At 72.9% G+C, this 15,137-nt stretch carries 14 protein-coding genes; 10 read left to right on the plus strand and 4 right to left on the minus strand.

Annotated elements, in window-relative coordinates; genetic code table 11:
• Window positions 1-12: 12 nt before the first annotated feature.
• Entirely contained in the window at window positions 13-534 is a 522-nt protein-coding gene (locus BU197_RS24275; protein WP_188270440.1) for a hypothetical protein, read from the minus strand.
• Window positions 535-822: 288 nt separating this feature from the next.
• Between BU197_RS24275 and fmt the strand changes: the two genes are divergently transcribed.
• From fmt to BU197_RS24310, 7 genes are all read left to right on the plus strand, one after another.
• Window positions 823-1,755 carry a methionyl-tRNA formyltransferase gene (gene fmt / locus BU197_RS24280; protein WP_188270441.1) on the plus strand — a complete coding sequence of 311 codons (933 nt, stop codon included), beginning with the start codon at window positions 823-825 and terminating at the stop codon, window positions 1,753-1,755.
• A 250-nt stretch (window positions 1,756-2,005) separates the two neighbouring features.
• Window positions 2,006-3,418, plus strand: coding sequence for an RsmB/NOP family class I SAM-dependent RNA methyltransferase (locus BU197_RS24285; protein WP_188270442.1), 1,413 nt, complete (start codon window positions 2,006-2,008; stop codon window positions 3,416-3,418).
• 203 nt (window positions 3,419-3,621) lie between these two features.
• Entirely contained in the window at window positions 3,622-4,305 is a 684-nt protein-coding gene (rpe, locus tag BU197_RS24290) for a ribulose-phosphate 3-epimerase (protein WP_188270443.1), read from the plus strand.
• 171 nt (window positions 4,306-4,476) lie between these two features.
• A complete protein-coding gene (locus tag BU197_RS24295; RefSeq protein ID WP_188270487.1) occupies window positions 4,477-5,493 on the plus strand; it encodes a sugar-binding transcriptional regulator in 1,017 nt (338 codons plus the stop codon).
• A 140-nt stretch (window positions 5,494-5,633) separates the two neighbouring features.
• Entirely contained in the window at window positions 5,634-6,125 is a 492-nt protein-coding gene (locus tag BU197_RS24300; RefSeq protein ID WP_188270444.1) for a ribonuclease domain-containing protein, read from the plus strand.
• Window positions 6,115-6,435: a barstar family protein gene (locus tag BU197_RS24305; RefSeq protein ID WP_188270445.1), complete on the plus strand. Its 321-nt coding sequence runs from the start codon at window positions 6,115-6,117 to the stop codon at window positions 6,433-6,435. Before BU197_RS24300 ends, BU197_RS24305 begins: the two co-directional genes overlap by 11 nt.
• A 116-nt stretch (window positions 6,436-6,551) precedes the next feature.
• Window positions 6,552-7,994, plus strand: a complete 1,443-nt coding sequence (locus BU197_RS24310) for a GuaB1 family IMP dehydrogenase-related protein (protein ID WP_188270446.1) — start codon at window positions 6,552-6,554, stop codon at window positions 7,992-7,994.
• Between the two features lie 178 nt (window positions 7,995-8,172).
• Here the strand turns inward: BU197_RS24310 and BU197_RS24315 are convergent, their stop codons facing one another.
• Window positions 8,173-9,174, minus strand: coding sequence for a GDSL-type esterase/lipase family protein (locus BU197_RS24315; protein WP_188270447.1), 1,002 nt, complete (start codon window positions 9,172-9,174; stop codon window positions 8,173-8,175).
• A gap of 268 nt (window positions 9,175-9,442) precedes the next feature.
• Between BU197_RS24315 and BU197_RS24320 the strand changes: the two genes are divergently transcribed.
• The 3 genes from BU197_RS24320 to BU197_RS24330 all read left to right on the plus strand — a co-directional run bounded on the left by BU197_RS24320 (window position 9,443) and on the right by BU197_RS24330 (window position 12,828).
• Window positions 9,443-9,898, plus strand: coding sequence for an Lrp/AsnC family transcriptional regulator (locus BU197_RS24320; protein WP_188270448.1), 456 nt, complete (start codon window positions 9,443-9,445; stop codon window positions 9,896-9,898).
• Window positions 9,899-10,262: 364 nt separating this feature from the next.
• Window positions 10,263-11,069 (plus strand): carbon-nitrogen hydrolase family protein, encoded by an 807-nt coding sequence (locus tag BU197_RS24325; RefSeq protein ID WP_188270449.1) that lies wholly within the window; start codon window positions 10,263-10,265, stop codon window positions 11,067-11,069.
• A gap of 61 nt (window positions 11,070-11,130) precedes the next feature.
• The gene (locus BU197_RS24330) at window positions 11,131-12,828 is read left to right on the plus strand and encodes a flavin monoamine oxidase family protein (RefSeq protein ID WP_188270450.1); all 1,698 of its coding nucleotides are present in this window, start codon (window positions 11,131-11,133) and stop codon (window positions 12,826-12,828) included.
• A 46-nt stretch (window positions 12,829-12,874) separates the two neighbouring features.
• Here the strand turns inward: BU197_RS24330 and BU197_RS24335 are convergent, their stop codons facing one another.
• On the minus strand, window positions 12,875-13,600 hold the full coding sequence (locus BU197_RS24335; RefSeq protein WP_223183684.1) for a DUF5995 family protein: 726 nt from the start codon (window positions 13,598-13,600) through the stop codon (window positions 12,875-12,877).
• Window positions 13,601-13,671: 71 nt separating this feature from the next.
• A complete protein-coding gene (locus BU197_RS24340; protein WP_188270489.1) occupies window positions 13,672-15,072 on the minus strand; it encodes a uracil-xanthine permease family protein in 1,401 nt (466 codons plus the stop codon).
• Between the last annotated feature and the right edge of the window lie 65 nt (window positions 15,073-15,137).

The raw sequence follows: 15,137 nt of genomic DNA on the forward strand, positions 1-15,137 counted from the left end.
CCGGGCGGCGGGTCAGCCGCCGCGCGGGCCGGGGAAGGCCGTCGGGCGGGGCTCCTCGCGCAGGGCGGAGCTTCCCGAGGTGGGCTGCGGGGGCATCGAACGGGCGGCGGGCACCGACGGCACCGGGCGGGGTGCTCCCGGCTCCACGGCGGGCTGCTCCTGCTCGACGGGCACGCCCGGCTGGGGCGCGCGCCGGGAGCCGTAGCGGCGGTGGACGGCCTGCTTGGTGACGCCGAGCGCGGAGCCCACGGCGTCCCAGGAGAATCCGAGCGAACGGTCGAAGTCGACCGCTGCGGTCACCAGGGTCTCGACACTGTCCCGCAGCTCCTGGGCGAGACGTACGGTCGGGGCGGGCGCGCGCCCGTAGACGACGAAGCCCGTCGAGGGGCCGGAGCGGCGAGGACGGTAGACATTGCCCAGCTGGGCCGTGAGCGTGCGCAGTGCGTCCACCTGTCGCCGGACCCGCTCGATGTCCCGCACCAACAGGTGCAGGCTCGCCCGAGCCTGGGCGTCGTGGGTTGCGTGGTCGGCCATGTGAAAGCCTCTCGAACCGGCGTATGGAATGGGGAAGGGTCGCAGGGGGGTTCGGCGACCCGATTCGGTCAATCTCTCTTGACCAACGCGCCACCGGGAGTTGGGTCACGGTGCGGGGGCGTATCCGCATATGCGCGGGGCGCTCGTCCACCCGTACGCCCCCTCCCTCGGCGCTGTCCGGGCAGAGGCTCCGGGGGCCCCGCTCCCTGGCCGGGCCCGATCGCCGGAACGGATCTAGACTGGTGCGCTTCCCGCACAGCTCTTCGGACAGACAGGCAGTCGCCACCCATGAAGCTCGTCTTCGCAGGCACCCCCGAGGTCGCCGTACCCGCCCTGGACGCCCTGCTCGCCTCCGGCCGGCACGAGGTCGCCGCCGTGGTCACCCGGCCGGACGCCCCCGCGGGGCGCGGCCGGCGGCTCGTCGCCAGTCCGGTGGCGCAGCGGGCGGAGGAGGCGGGGATCGAGATCCTGCGCCCCGCGAAGCCCCGGGACGAGGACTTCCTCGCCCGGCTGCGGGAGATCGCGCCGGACTGCTGCCCGGTCGTCGCCTACGGCGCGCTGCTGCCGAAGGTCGCCCTCGACATCCCGGTCCACGGCTGGGTCAATCTGCACTTCTCGCTGCTGCCCGCCTGGCGCGGGGCCGCGCCGGTGCAGCACTCCCTGATGGCGGGCGACGAGGTGACGGGCGCCTCCACCTTCCTGATCGAGGAGGGCCTCGACTCGGGTCCGGTCTTCGGCGTGGTCACCGAGGACGTCCGGCCGACGGACACCAGCGGCGATCTCCTCACCCGGCTCGCCTTCGCGGGCGCGGGGCTGCTCTCGGCGACCATGGACGGCATCGAGGACGGTTCCCTGAAGGCCGTGCCGCAGCCCGCCGAGGGCATCACCCTCGCCCCGAAGATCCAGGTGGAGGACGCCAGGGTCGACTTCGCCGCCCCCGCCCTCCGGGTGGACCGGGTCGTCCGCGGCTGCACCCCGGCCCCCGGCGCCTGGACGCTCTTCCGCGGCGAGCGCCTGAAGCTGGTCCAGGTCGCCCCGCTGCCCGACCGCACCGACCTGGCCCCGGGCGAGCTGTCGGTGGCCAAGAACAACGTGTACGCGGGCACCGGCTCGTACGCCGTCGAACTCCTCTGGGTCCAGCCCCAGGGCAAGAAGCCGATGAAGGCCGCGGACTGGGCCCGGGGCGTCCGGATCGCGGCGGGGGAGCGGCTGGGGGAGTAGTTCCGTCGGGAGGTGCGGTGAGGTGCGGTGCGGTGTGGTGTGGTGCCGGGGCGGATCGGGAGAGGTGCCGGGGCGGACCGGGAACGGTGACGGGGCGGCCACCCCCAGCCCCTCGGCCCCAGCCGCCGAGGCCCCCGCCCCACTCGCGCCCCGCCCGCCCCCACTCCTCCCCGGCCCCCCACCCCGCCCGCCTCCGCGCGGACGTAGGCTTGGGGCGTTCGGCCTCTTCATTTCTTCACCCGGAGCACCTTTGAGCGAGCAGGCACGTCGCCGTCCCCCCAAGCCCTACCGGCGGCCCAAGAAGGACCCCGTCCGGATGCTCGCCTTCGAGGCGCTGAGGGCGGTGGACGAGCGGGACGCCTACGCGAACCTGGTGCTGCCGCCGCTGCTGCGGAAGGCCCGTGAAGGCGGGGAGTTCGACGGCCGGGACGCGGCCCTCGCGACCGAGCTGGTCTACGGGACGCTGCGCCGCCAGGGCACGTACGACGCGATCATCGCCGCCTGCATCGACCGGCCGCTGCGCGAGGTCGACCCGCCCGTGCTCGACGTGCTCGCGCTCGGCGCGCACCAGCTCCTCGGCACCCGCATCCCCACCCACGCCGCCGTCTCCGCCAGCGTGGAGCTGGCCCGGGTGGTGCTCGGCGACGGGCGGGCCAAGTTCGTGAACGCCGTCCTGCGGAAGATCTCGCAGCAGGACCTCGACGCCTGGGTGGCGCAGGTCGCCCCGCCGTACGACGCGGACCCCGAGGACCACCTGGCCGTCGTCCACTCGCACCCCCGCTGGGTCGTCTCGGCGCTCTGGGACTCCCTCGGCGGTGGCCGCGCGGGCATCGAGGACCTCCTGGAGGCGGACAACGAGCGCCCCGAGGTCACCCTCGTCGCCCGGCCGGGCCGCTCCACCACCGAGGAGCTGGCCGAGGCCACCGAGACCCTGCCGGGCCGCTGGTCGCCGTACGCCGTCCGGATGGCGGAGGGCGGCGAGCCCGGCGCCATCGAGGCGGTCAAGGAAGGCCGCGCGGGCGTCCAGGACGAGGGCAGTCAGCTCGTCGCCCTCGCCCTGGCCAACGCGCCGCTCGACGGCGCCGACGGCCGCTGGCTCGACGGCTGCGCGGGCCCCGGCGGCAAGGCGGCGCTGCTCGCCGCCCTCGCCGCCGAGCGGGGCGCGGCCCTCCTCGCCTCGGAGAAGCAGCCGCACCGGGCCCGTCTGGTGGAGCGCGCGCTGGCCGGGAACCCGGGCCCGTACCAGGTCATCACCGCCGACGGCACCCGTCCGCCGTGGCGCCCCGGCTCCTTCGACCGGGTCCTGATGGACGTGCCGTGCTCCGGGCTCGGCGCCCTGCGCCGCCGTCCCGAGGCCCGCTGGCGCCGCCGCCCCGAGGACCTGGACGGTTTCGCCCCGCTCCAGCGCGCCCTGCTGACGGAGGCGCTGAGCGCGGTGCGGGTCGGCGGTGTCGTCGGATACGCGACCTGCTCGCCGCATCTGGCGGAGACCCGGGTCGTGGTGGACGACGTGCTGAAGAGGACCGGTGGCGCCGAGCTGATCGACGCCCGCCCGCTGCTGCCCGGCGTCCCGGCGCTCGGCGACGGTCCCGACGTCCAGCTCTGGCCGCATCTGCACGGCACGGACGCGATGTATCTGGCGCTGATCCGCCGGACCGCGTGACGAGGGAGTGAGGTGCGGCGGGGCGGTGGATCACGTCTCGCCGCCCCACCGGGGCTCCGAGCCGACCGCCCGTCGCCTCCCGGTCTGTTATCTCCCGGTCTGTGCGGGTCGCGGTCTCGTCGGTTCGTACTGAAATTGGTCTGGACCGGTTTCGAAACCGGTCAGCGGCAAAGAAGTACCCAAGAACGTGGGAGGCTTGGCACATGGCGCAGATCAACCCCAGCATCCTGTCCGCGGACTTCGCTCGGCTCGCCGAAGAGGCGAAGGCCGTCGACGGTGCCGACTGGCTGCACGTCGACGTGATGGACAACCACTTCGTGCCCAATCTGACGCTGGGCGTGCCGATCGTGGAGTCCCTCGCCCGCGCGACCGACACCCCTCTCGACTGCCATCTGATGATCGAGGACCCCGACCGCTGGGCGCCCCGGTACGTCGAGGCGGGCGCCGGTTCGGTGACCTTCCACGTCGAGGCGGCGGCCGCGCCCATCCGGCTGGCCCGGGAGATCAGGGCCAAGGGGGCGAGGGCCTCGATGGCCCTCAAGCCGGCCACGCCCATCGAGCCCTTCGAGGACCTGCTCCCCGAACTCGACATGCTGCTGATCATGACCGTCGAGCCCGGCTTCGGCGGCCAGGCCTTCCTCGACGTCATGCTGCCCAAGATCCGTCGCACCCGTGAGCTGATCTCCAAGCACGGTCTGGAACTCTGGCTCCAGGTCGACGGCGGGGTCTCCGAGTCCACGATCGAGCGATGCGCCGAGGCGGGCGCCGACGTCTTCGTCGCGGGCTCCGCCGTCTACGGCGCGGCCGACCCGGCCGCCGCCGTCGCCTCGCTGCGGGACCGCGCCCGGACCGCGACCGCCTCGGCCGCGTGGGCGTGTGGCCACTGAGCCTCCAGGGGATGAACGCGGTCCGTCGGGCCGCCGACAGGACTGATCAAGGCCCGCCGGATCTGACAGGATGGACGGCGAGTCCAGAGTGTGAATCACATCGGTACGTGAGCATCGCTATGTGAACAGCGGTACGTGAACAGCAGCAGTGAGGAGATCGCGGTGGCGGGTATGTCGGCGGGACGGTCAGCCCTGCGGATGGGCCCCGCGGAGCTGGTGCAGGCGGCGGCCATGGCCCGCCGTTTCTACCTGGAGGGCAAGTCCAAGATCCAGATCGCCGAGGAGTTCGGCGTGAGCCGCTTCAAGGTGGCCCGGGTCCTGGAGACGGCCCTGGAGCGCGATCTCGTACGCATCGAGATCCGGGTGCCGGCCGAGTTGGACGCCGAGCGTTCCGACGCGCTCCGTGCCCGCTACGGGCTCCGGCACGCGGTGGTCGTCGAATCCCCGGCCGAAGGCGAGGACGAGTCGCCCGACCCGGAGAACCTGGGCGAGGTGGCGGCCGACCTGCTCGGCGAGCTGGTCACCGAGGGCGACGTCCTGGGCCTGGCCTGGGGCCGCTCCACCATCCACATGGCGGCGGCCCTCGACCGGCTGCCCCCGTGCACGGTGGTCCAGCTCACCGGGGTGTACGACGCGGGCACCGCCGAGCGCGGCTCGGTCGAGGCGGTGCGCCGCGCCGCCCAGGTCTCCGGCGGCGAGGCCCACCCCATCTACGCGCCCATGCTGCTCCCGGACCCGGCGACGGCGGCGGCGCTGCGCAGCCAGACCGGCATCGCGCGCGCCTTCGACCACTTCGACAAGGTGACCGTCGCCTGCGTCTCCATCGGCTCCTGGGAGCCGGGCATCTCCACCGTCCACGACATGCTCACGGACGAGGAGCGCGCCCACTACGCCTCGCTGGGCGTCGCCGCCGAGATGTCCGCGCACCTCTTCGACTCCGAGGGACGCCGGGTCGGCCGTGACCTGGGCGAGCGCTGCATCACCGTCGAGGCGGAACGGCTGCGCCGCATCCCCGAGGTCGTCGCCATCGCGGGCGGCCAGCGCAAGGCGGCGGCGATCGGGGCGGTCCTGCGCTCCGGGCTCGTCACCAGCCTGGTGACCGACCGCGCCGCTGCGGACTACCTCCTCACCGAGTCGAGGCCGGGGGTCCACCCCGCGCTCGACCGGTCGGACCCGGACTGCGACTGACCCCCCGTCACCGTCCCGCCCCGCGCGAGGCGGTGGCGGCGGAGTGCGGGGACCCCGGCCGGGTCCCGCCCCGCCGAGGTGTGACGGTGACATGACGGCCCCGGAGGGCCGGAGCAGTTCTGTGACGATATGTTCGGAACATGTTGCTCCGGCCCTTCCGCGTGATCCTCGCGCTCGTCCTCTGTGTCTTCCTGGCGGCCTGCTCCGCCGCCACGGGCGGCGCGGACACCCCGTCCCGCACCCCTTCGAAGGCGGCGGCCACCACCGCGCCGCACGGCTCCCCGGCGCCCGCCACCGCCCCCACCCGCACCTCCGCACCCGCCGCGGCGCCCACCGGCACCACCGGTCTCGACGCGGTCCGCCTCGCCGACCTGCCGCCCGAGGCGCGCAAGACCCTCGCCCTCATCGCGACCGACGGGCCCTACCCGTACGCCAAGGACGGCACGGTCTTCTCGAACTTCGAGAAGGTCCTGCCGCGCAAGCCGCGCGGCTATTACCACGAGTACACGGTGAAGACCCCCGGCTCGCGCGACCGGGGCGCACGCCGGATCGTCACCGGGCAGAGCGGCGAGATCTTCTGGACCGACGACCACTACAAGACCTTCCGGGAGGTGGTCGGCAATGGCCGCTGACCGCGACCTCGTCCTCGATCTGACCGGCGTCGCCGACAAGGACGCCTTCATGGACCGCTGCGTCGCGGTCCTCGCCCTGCCCTCCTGGTTCGGGCGCAACTGGGACGCCCTCGCCGAGAGCCTGGGCGATCTGCCGAAGCCGGTCCTGCTGATCGTGACCGGCTGGCACGCGTACGCCAGGAGCCGTCCGGGCGAGTGGGAGACCGCCCAGGAGGTCTTCGCCACGGCGGTCGACGAGAACCCCACCCGTCTCGCCGTCCTCCTCTCCCTGGGGGAGTCTTCGGAGGATCCTCTGAAGCGCCTGTCGTGAGGCTCGGATGATTGCCCCTGGGCTGGTATTCGTACATACGTGGGACAATGAACTACGTGCTTTTTCCCCTGGCTGAAATGCCTAGGGGCCGATCCGAACGACTGGGATGTCAGCACGTGCGTTTCCTGAATGACGTCAAGCCGCCCTACGACCTGACGTACGACGATGTGTTCATGGTGCCGAGCCGCTCGGCCGTCGGTTCCCGCCAGGCGGTGGACCTCTCCTCGCCGGACGGCAGCGGGACCACCATCCCGCTGGTCGTGGCCAACATGACCGCCATCGCCGGCCGCCGGATGGCCGAGACCGTCGCCCGGCGCGGCGGACTGGTCGTCATCCCGCAGGACATTCCGATCGAGGTCGTCACCGACGTCGTCTCCTGGGTCAAGAGCCGCCACCACGTGCTCGACACCCCGATCGTCCTGGAGCCCCACCAGACCGTCGCCGACGCCCTCTCCCTGCTGCCCAAGCGGGCCCACGGAGCCGGGGTCGTCGTCGACGGGGACCGGCGCCCGGTCGGCGTCGTCACCGACGCCGACCTCTCCGGCGTGGACCGCTTCACCCAGCTGTCCGAGGTCATGTCCAAGGACCTGCTGATCCTGGACGCGGACATCGACCCGCGCGAGGCGTTCAACATCCTCGACGCCGCCAACCGCCGCTACGCGCCCGCCGTCGACACCGACGGCGGACTCGTCGGCGTCCTCACCCGCAAGGGCGCCCTGCGCGCGACCCTCTACAGCCCCGCCGTCGACGCGGAGGGCGGGCTGCGGATCGCCGCCGCCGTCGGCATCAACGGCGACGTGGCGGGCAAGGCCAAGCAGCTGCTCGACGCGGGCGTGGACACCCTCGTCATCGACACCGCGCACGGCCACCAGGAGTCGATGATCAGCGCGATACGGACCGTCCGGGGGCTCGACCCCCATGTCCCGATCGTCGCGGGCAACATCGTCGCCGCCGAAGGCGTCAGGGACCTCATCGAGGCGGGCGCCGACATCATCAAGGTCGGCGTGGGCCCCGGCGCCATGTGCACCACCCGGATGATGACCGGCGTCGGCCGCCCGCAGTTCTCGGCCGTCCTGGAGTGCGCCACCGAGGCGCGCAAGTACGGCAAGCACGTCTGGGCCGACGGCGGCGTCCGCCACCCGCGCGACGTGGCCATGGCCCTCGCCGCCGGTGCCTCCAATGTGATGATCGGCTCCTGGTTCGCCGGTACGTACGAGTCCCCGGGCGACCTCCAGCACGACGCCCAGGGCCGTGCCTACAAGGAGTCCTTCGGCATGGCCTCGGCCCGCGCCGTCCGCAACCGCACCTCCGAGGAGTCCTCCTACGACCGCGCCCGCAAGGCGCTGTTCGAGGAGGGTATCTCCACCTCGCGCATGTTCCTCGACCCGGCCCGTCCGGGCGTCGAGGACCTGATCGACTCGATCATCGCGGGCGTCCGCTCCTCCTGCACCTACGCCGGTGCGGGCTCGCTCGCCGAGTTCGAGGAGCGGGCCGTGGTCGGCATCCAGTCCGCCGCCGGATACGCGGAGGGCAAGCCGCTGCACGCCAGCTGGAGCTAGGCCGTCTCTTTCGAGATCTTGCCTGGCCTGCGGCCTGACCGGCACGATCCGAAAGAGACGACCCAGGCCGAGTACGGCGCGGGCCCCCGGGAGCGAATCCCCCGGGGGCCCGCGTCCGTTCCCGGGGAGTGCGTACGGCCCCGGGGCGCAGTGCGTACGGCCCCCGGGGCGCCGTCGGTCAGCGCCCGCCCGGTGACGGCACGTGCGGACGCAGCGCCTCCGTCACCGCCGCCGCGATCCTCGCGTGCCCCCGGTCGTCCGGATGCAGCCCGTCCGCCAGGTGCTCCGGGGCGAGCAGCGGCCCGCCGGGCAGGACCAGGAGGTGCCCGTCCCCCTCGGCGGCCAGGTCCCGGCCCGCCCGCTCCATCGCCCCGCGCAGCTCCGCCAGGGTCGCGCCCAGGGCGTTGCGGCGCCGCTCGGCCGCCGGGCGCAGGACCGGCGAGACGACCAGGAGCGGGGTGTCCGGATGCCCCCGGCGGACCAGACCGACGAAGGCGCGGACGGTGGCGTACAGCCAGTCGGCCGTCGCGGGCACCCGGGACCAGCAGTTGGTGCCGAACGCCAGGGTGATCAGCTCGCCGGGGAGCCGGGCCAGCTGCTCGGCGAGTGCCAGTTCACCCCGCGCCCCGCCCGCGAAGCCGAGGTTGACCGTGTCCAGGCCGAGGTTCCGGCCGACCGTGGCGGGCCAGGAGAGGGCCGGGCGGGTCGACCACCAGCCCTCCGTGATCGAATCGCCGTGGACCAGCCAGCGCGGCCGGTCCGGGGCGGCGGACAGCTCCCCGCCGAGGGCCCGCAGGGCGAGCGGGACGGGCGCCTGCCCCTCCGGAAGGTGCACGGTGAAGACACCGCCGCCCGGCGGCAGCGGCAGCGTGACGGTGCTCTCGGCCACGGGCGCGGCACAGGTCTCGCCGACGAACCGGGTGCCGTGCCAGAGGGCGAAGCAGTGCCGTAGCCCCGCCAGCGGATCGGTCCGCTCGGGGACGGCGGCCCGGTAGCGCAGCTGCACCGCGCGCGTGCCGGGCCCGGCGGCGAACTCGATCCGCACCCCGATGGGCAGGGCGGCCCGCTCGGCGATGTCCCACGGCAGCCGCGCCAGATCCGCGGGGTCGGCCCGCACCGGCCGGTCGCCGTCGAGCCACGCCGTGCCGCGCAGGAAACGCACCGGGTCGAGCCAGTCCACGGGCCCTCCGATCACAGGAGGTCGGGGCCCGAAGCGTCGACCACGGGCCATACGGAGTCCCCACGCGCGCGTGCGCCGGTTCACACCCCGATGAGTCCATGGGGTCGGCGGGGCGCGAAGCATCCCCTTCCCCGGGGCCCGCCACGTCATGCCCGCGCACCGCCGTGGCCACCGTCGGGCTCGTGTTCTACTTCCTGTACGGCATGCGCCGCTCCCCGAACGGCCGCCCCGGCGCCGACAGCACCAGCAGAGATGTGATCCACCCGCAGTGCGACTCAACGACCTCGACGAACGCATCGTCCACGCCCTCGCGGAGGACGCCCGCCGCAGCTACGCCGACATCGGCTCGCTCGTCGGGCTCTCCGCACCCGCCGTGAAACGGCGCGTCGACCGGCTCAGGGCCGAGGGCGCCATCACCGGCTTCACCGTACGGGTGGATCCGGCGGCGCTCGGCTGGGAGACCGAGGGCTTCGTCGAGATCTACTGCCGTCACAACACCTCGCCCGAGGTCATCCGGCGCGGCCTGGAACGCTATCCCGAGGTGGCCGCCGCGTCGACCGTCACCGGGGACGCGGACGCCGTCGTCCAGGTCTTCGCCTCCGACATGCGCCACTTCGAGCGGGTCCTGGAACGGATCGCGGGCGAGCCCTTCGTGGAGCGCACCAAGTCGGTCCTGGTGCTCTCGCCCCTGCTCCGCCGCTTCTCCTCGGGCTCGCCCGCGTAGGACGCGAGGGGGAGTCCGAGGGGAGTCCGAGGGGAGCCGAGGGGAAACGCGCAAGTCCCGGGCCGGGAGCCGAGGGGAAACCCCGTAGGCCCGGAAAGTGCCGATCCGCAGGGGAGACGCACCGGCCCCGGACAGGGCCGCCCCGGAGGGGGGAACCCGCACGCCCCGGACAGTGCCGTACGGCCCCCGAGACGACACCGATCGGCCCCTCCGCGGAGCCGTACGCAACGAATCGCCGCCCTGACCGCCGATCGCGCAACGGTTCGACGGTCGGTCCGCAACGCTGCCGCCTTGTCCCGGCCTCGCCCGGAACCGTAGCGTTTCCGACGTCTCCCCTCCGCCTCCCGAGCCCCGAGGACGCCTCATGTCCGCGTTGCGCACCGCCCTGCTCCAGAGCTCCGGCGAGCCCGGTGACGTGGCCGCCAATCTCAAGCTCCTCGACGAGGCCGCCGCCCGCGCGTCGGCCGCCGGAGCGGACGTCCTGCTCGCCCCCGAACTCTTCCTCACCGGCTACGCCATCGGCGCCGACCTGGCCCGCCTCGCCGAGCCCGCCGACGGCCCCGCCGCCCGCGCCGTCGCCGCCGTCGCCGTCCGCCACGGTCTCGCCGTGGCCTACGGCTACCCGGAGCGGTCCACCGACCACCACGGCGTCCTCCACAACTCCGCGCAGCTCGTCGACGCCGACGGCGAGACGCTCGCCCGCTACCGCAAGACCCATCTCTACGGCGACTTCGAGCACCGGTGGTTCACGCCCGGCGAGGAGAGCGTCGTCCAGACCCGGCTCGGCGGGCTCACCGTCGGTCTGATGATCTGTTACGACGTCGAGTTCCCGGAGAACGTCCGGGCCCACGCCCTGGCCGGGACCGATCTCCTCCTGGTGCCGACCGCGCTCATGCACCCCGCCGAGATCGTCGCCGAGTCCGTCGTCCCCGTCCGCGCCTTCGAGAGCCAGCTCTACATCGCGTACGCCAACAGGACCGGCCCCGAAGGCGACTTCGAGTTCGTCGGCCTCTCCACCCTCGCCGCCCCCGACGGCACCGCCCGCGCCCGCGCCGGACGCGGCGAGGACCTGGTCGTCGGCGACGTCGACGCGGGATTCCTGGCGGCCTCCCGCGCGGCCAATCCCTACCTCGCCGACCGGCGCCCCGGGCTCTACGGCTCCCTGACCTGAGCCCCCCCGCGCCCTCCCCGACACGTTTCCCGTTCTTCTCCGCGCAAGGAGTCCGTACCCCATGACGTCCACGGTGCCCACGACCGCCGTCCCGCACGACGACGGCCAGCCGCCGATCACCATGTTCGGTCCGGACTTCCCGTACGCCTACGACGACTTCCTGGCCCACCCGGCGGGACTCGGCCAGATACCGGCCACCGAGCACGGCACCGAGGTCGCGGTCGTCGGCGGCGGGCTCTCCGGCGTCATCGCCGCCTACGAACTGATGAAGATGGGCCTCAAGCCCGTCGTCTACGAGGCCGACCGCATCGGCGGCCGGCTGCGGACCGTCGGCTTCGAGGGCACCGCCACCGAGGGGCTCACCGCAGAGATGGGCGCGATGCGCTTCCCGCCCTCCTCCACCGCCCTCCAGCACTACATCGACCTGGTCGGGCTGGAGACCACGCCGTTCCCGAACCCGCTCGCCGAGGCGACCCCGTCGACCGTCGTCGACCTCAAGGGCGAGTCCCACTACGCCACCACCGTCGACGACCTGCCGCAGGTCTACCGCGATGTGATGAACGCCTGGAACGCCTGCCTGGAGGAGGGCGCCGACTTCTCCGCCATGAACCGGGCCCTGCGCGAGCGCGACGTCCCGCGCATCCGCGAGATCTGGGCGCGGCTCGTCGAACAGCTCGACAACCAGACCTTCTACGGATTCCTCTGCGCGTCCGAGGCCTTCGCGTCCTTCCGGCACCGCGAGATCTTCGGACAGGTCGGCTTCGGCACCGGCGGCTGGGACACCGACTTCCCCAACTCCATCCTGGAGATCCTCCGCGTCGTCTACACCGAGGCCGACGACCACCACCGGGGCATCGTCGGCGGCTCCCAGCAGCTGCCGCTGCGCCTGTGGGAGCGGGAGCCGGAGAAGCTCGTCCACTGGCCGCGGGGCACCTCGCTCGCCTCCCTCCACGAGGGCGGCCCGAGGCCCGCCGTGACCCGCCTGAACCGCACCGCCGGGAACAGGATCACCGTCACCGACGCCTCCGGCGACATCCGCACCTACCCGGCGGCCGTCTTCACCGCCCAGTCCTGGATGCTGCTCTCCAAGATCGCCTGCGATGACTCGCTCTTCCCGATCGACCACTGGACGGCGATCGAGCGCACCCACTACATGGAGTCCTCGAAGCTCTTCGTCCCCGTCGACCGGCCGTTCTGGCGGGACAAGGACGAGCGCACCGGCCGGGACGTCATGTCGATGACCCTGACCGACCGGATGACCCGGGGCACCTATCTCCTGGACGACGGACCGGACAAGCCGGCCGTGATCTGCCTCTCGTACACCTGGTGCGACGACAGCCTGAAGTGGCTGCCGCTCTCGGCGGGGGAGCGGATGGAGGTCATGCTGAACTCGCTCGGCGAGATCTACCCGGACGTCGACATCCGCAAGCACGTCATCGGCAACCCGGTCACCGTCTCCTGGGAGAACGAGCCCTACTTCATGGGCGCGTTCAAGGCGAACCTGCCGGGGCACTACCGCTACCAGCGCCGCCTGTTCACCCACTTCATGCAGGACCGGCTGCCCGAGGACAAGCGGGGCATCTTCCTCGCGGGCGACGACATCTCCTGGACGGCGGGATGGGCCGAGGGCGCGGTGCAGACGGCGCTCAACGCGGTCTGGGGCGTGATGAGCCACTTCGGCGGCGCCACCGACCCGACCAACCCGGGACCGGGCGACGTCTACGACGAGATCGCCCCGGTCGAACTGCCGGAGGACTGAGCCCGGCCGGCCGGGGGCGGGTCCTCGGAGGGCCCCGGCCCTCGTCTCAGGGCCCGGCGAGCGGCGTGAGCAGCATGCGTCCCACCAGCCCCACCGACCGGTCGAGGCGCTCCGCGAACTCCTCCGCGAGGGCGGGGAGCCCGCGCAGCTGCCACAGCGAGCGGGCCGCGAGCCAGGCGCCGTCCCTGGCCCGGTCCAGGCTCCAGCAGCCCAGCAGATGGGTGAGCGGGTCCGCGATCTCCAGGAGGTCGGGGCCCGGCATCAGCTCCTCCCGGATGCGCTCCTCCAGAAGGACGAGGAGGTCGCCGACGCGGTCGTACTCGTCCTCCAGATCGGCGGGCTCGCACTCCAGGTCGTGACAGGCGCAGACCACCGCGAGGGCCAGATCGTGCCCGATGTGCGCGTTGATCCCGGCCAGGGCGAACTGGAGGGGGCGTACGCCCGGATGGCGCCGGAAATGGAAGAGCGGCCGCCAGCAGGCGGGCGCGGGGCCGCCGAGCGCGACGGCGTCGACCGCCATGAGATAACGCTCGGCGAACCGCACGTCGAGGGTGGCGGCGGCCCGCCGGTCGGCGAAGTCGCCCGACTCGATGGCCCGCCCTATCTCCTCGGTGACGGTCAGATAGACCCGGTTGAAGACGGCGACGCCGTCGGACGGGTGCCAGGCGGAGCGCAACGCCCGCATCCGCTCCACGATCGAGGCGACCGCCGGGACCGGACCGGGCGGCCGCCAGGCTCGTTCCTCGGGTCCGCTCTGCTGGGTCTGGGACATGGGGGCAGGCTCCCAGCAGCCGGGCCGGGAGGGAACTCCCCGGCACCGGCTTACCCAGAACGGGCGAATCCTCAGCCCTTCGCCGGGGTCCCTTCGCCGGAGGAGTCCTCGTAGGAGCTGGTGCCGGAGTCGAGGAGCGGCTCCTGCTGCTTGAGGTGGGCCGGGGCGAAGGCCCGCAGCACGTGGTAGCCGGTGATGACGACGATCGTGCCGAGGGCGATGCCGCCCAGCTCGAAGGTGTCGGTGAAGGTCAGCTTCACTCCGCCGACGCCGATGATGATGCCCGCGGCGGTGGGGACCAGGTTGAGCGGGTTGCGCAGGTCGACCTTGGCGTTGATCCAGATCTGGGCGCCGAGCAGGCCGATCATGCCGTAGAGGATCACGGTGATGCCGCCGAGGACACCGCCCGGGATGGCGGCGACGACCGCGCCGAACTTCGGGCAGAGGCCGAACAGCAGGGCGAAGCCGGCGGCGGCCCAGTAGGCGGCGGTCGAGTAGACGCGGGTGGCCGCCATGACGCCGATGTTCTCGGAGTACGTGGTGTTCGGCGGACCACCCACCGCCGTCGACAGCATCGAGGCGGCGCCGTCGGCGGCGATGGCGGTGCCGAGCTGGTCGTCCAGCGGCTTGCCGGTCATCTCGCCGACCGCCTTGACGTGTCCGGCGTTCTCGGCGATCAGGGCGATGACGACGGGCAGCGCGACCAGGATCGCGGACCACTCGAAGCTCGGCCCGTGGAACGAGGGCAGGCCGATCCAGTCGGCCTGGGAGACCCCGGAGAGGTCGAGCCGCCAGTGGTCGGTGACCTGACCGGAGGGGGAGATCGAGTGGATCTTGCCGAAGACCAGGTCGGAGACCCAGGAGAGGCCATAGCCGAAGATCAGGCCGAGGAAGATCGCGATCCGCGACCAGAAGCCGCGCAGACACACCACGGCGAGACCGGTGAACAGCATCACCAGGATCGCCGTCCACTGGTCCTGCGGCCAGTACGTGGAGGCGGTGACCGGGGCCAGGTTGAAGCCGATCAGCATGACGACGGCGCCGGTCACCACCGGGGGCATCGCCGCGTGGATGATCCGCGCGCCGAACTTGCGGACCGCGAGACCTGCCAGGAACAGCACCGCGCCGACGACGAGGACCGCGCCGGTCACGGTGGCGCTGGTGCCGCCCGAGGCCCGGATCGCGGCGGCGACGCCGACGAAGGAGAGCGAGCAGCCCAGGTAGGACGGGACGGTGCCGCGCGTGGCGAGCAGGAAGATCGCGGTCGCGACACCCGACATCATGATCGCCAGGTTCGGGTCGAGGCCCATGAGGACCGGCGCCACGAACGACGCTCCGAACATGGCCACCACGTGCTGGGCGCCGAGGCCGATCGTCCGGGGCCAGGAGAGCCGCTCGTCCGGGCGGACGACGGCGCCCGGAGCGGGTGTTCGCCCGTCGCCGTGCAGGGTCCAGCGCACGCCGAGGTTCATGAGGTCGCTCCCGTTCTCCGGTTCCGGCGGCCGTGTCATGACCGCAAAAGATCAGCCATATGGTA

The organism is Streptomyces sp. CBMA291 (genome assembly GCF_014596525.1).
Lineage (GTDB): Bacteria > Actinomycetota > Actinomycetes > Streptomycetales > Streptomycetaceae > Streptomyces.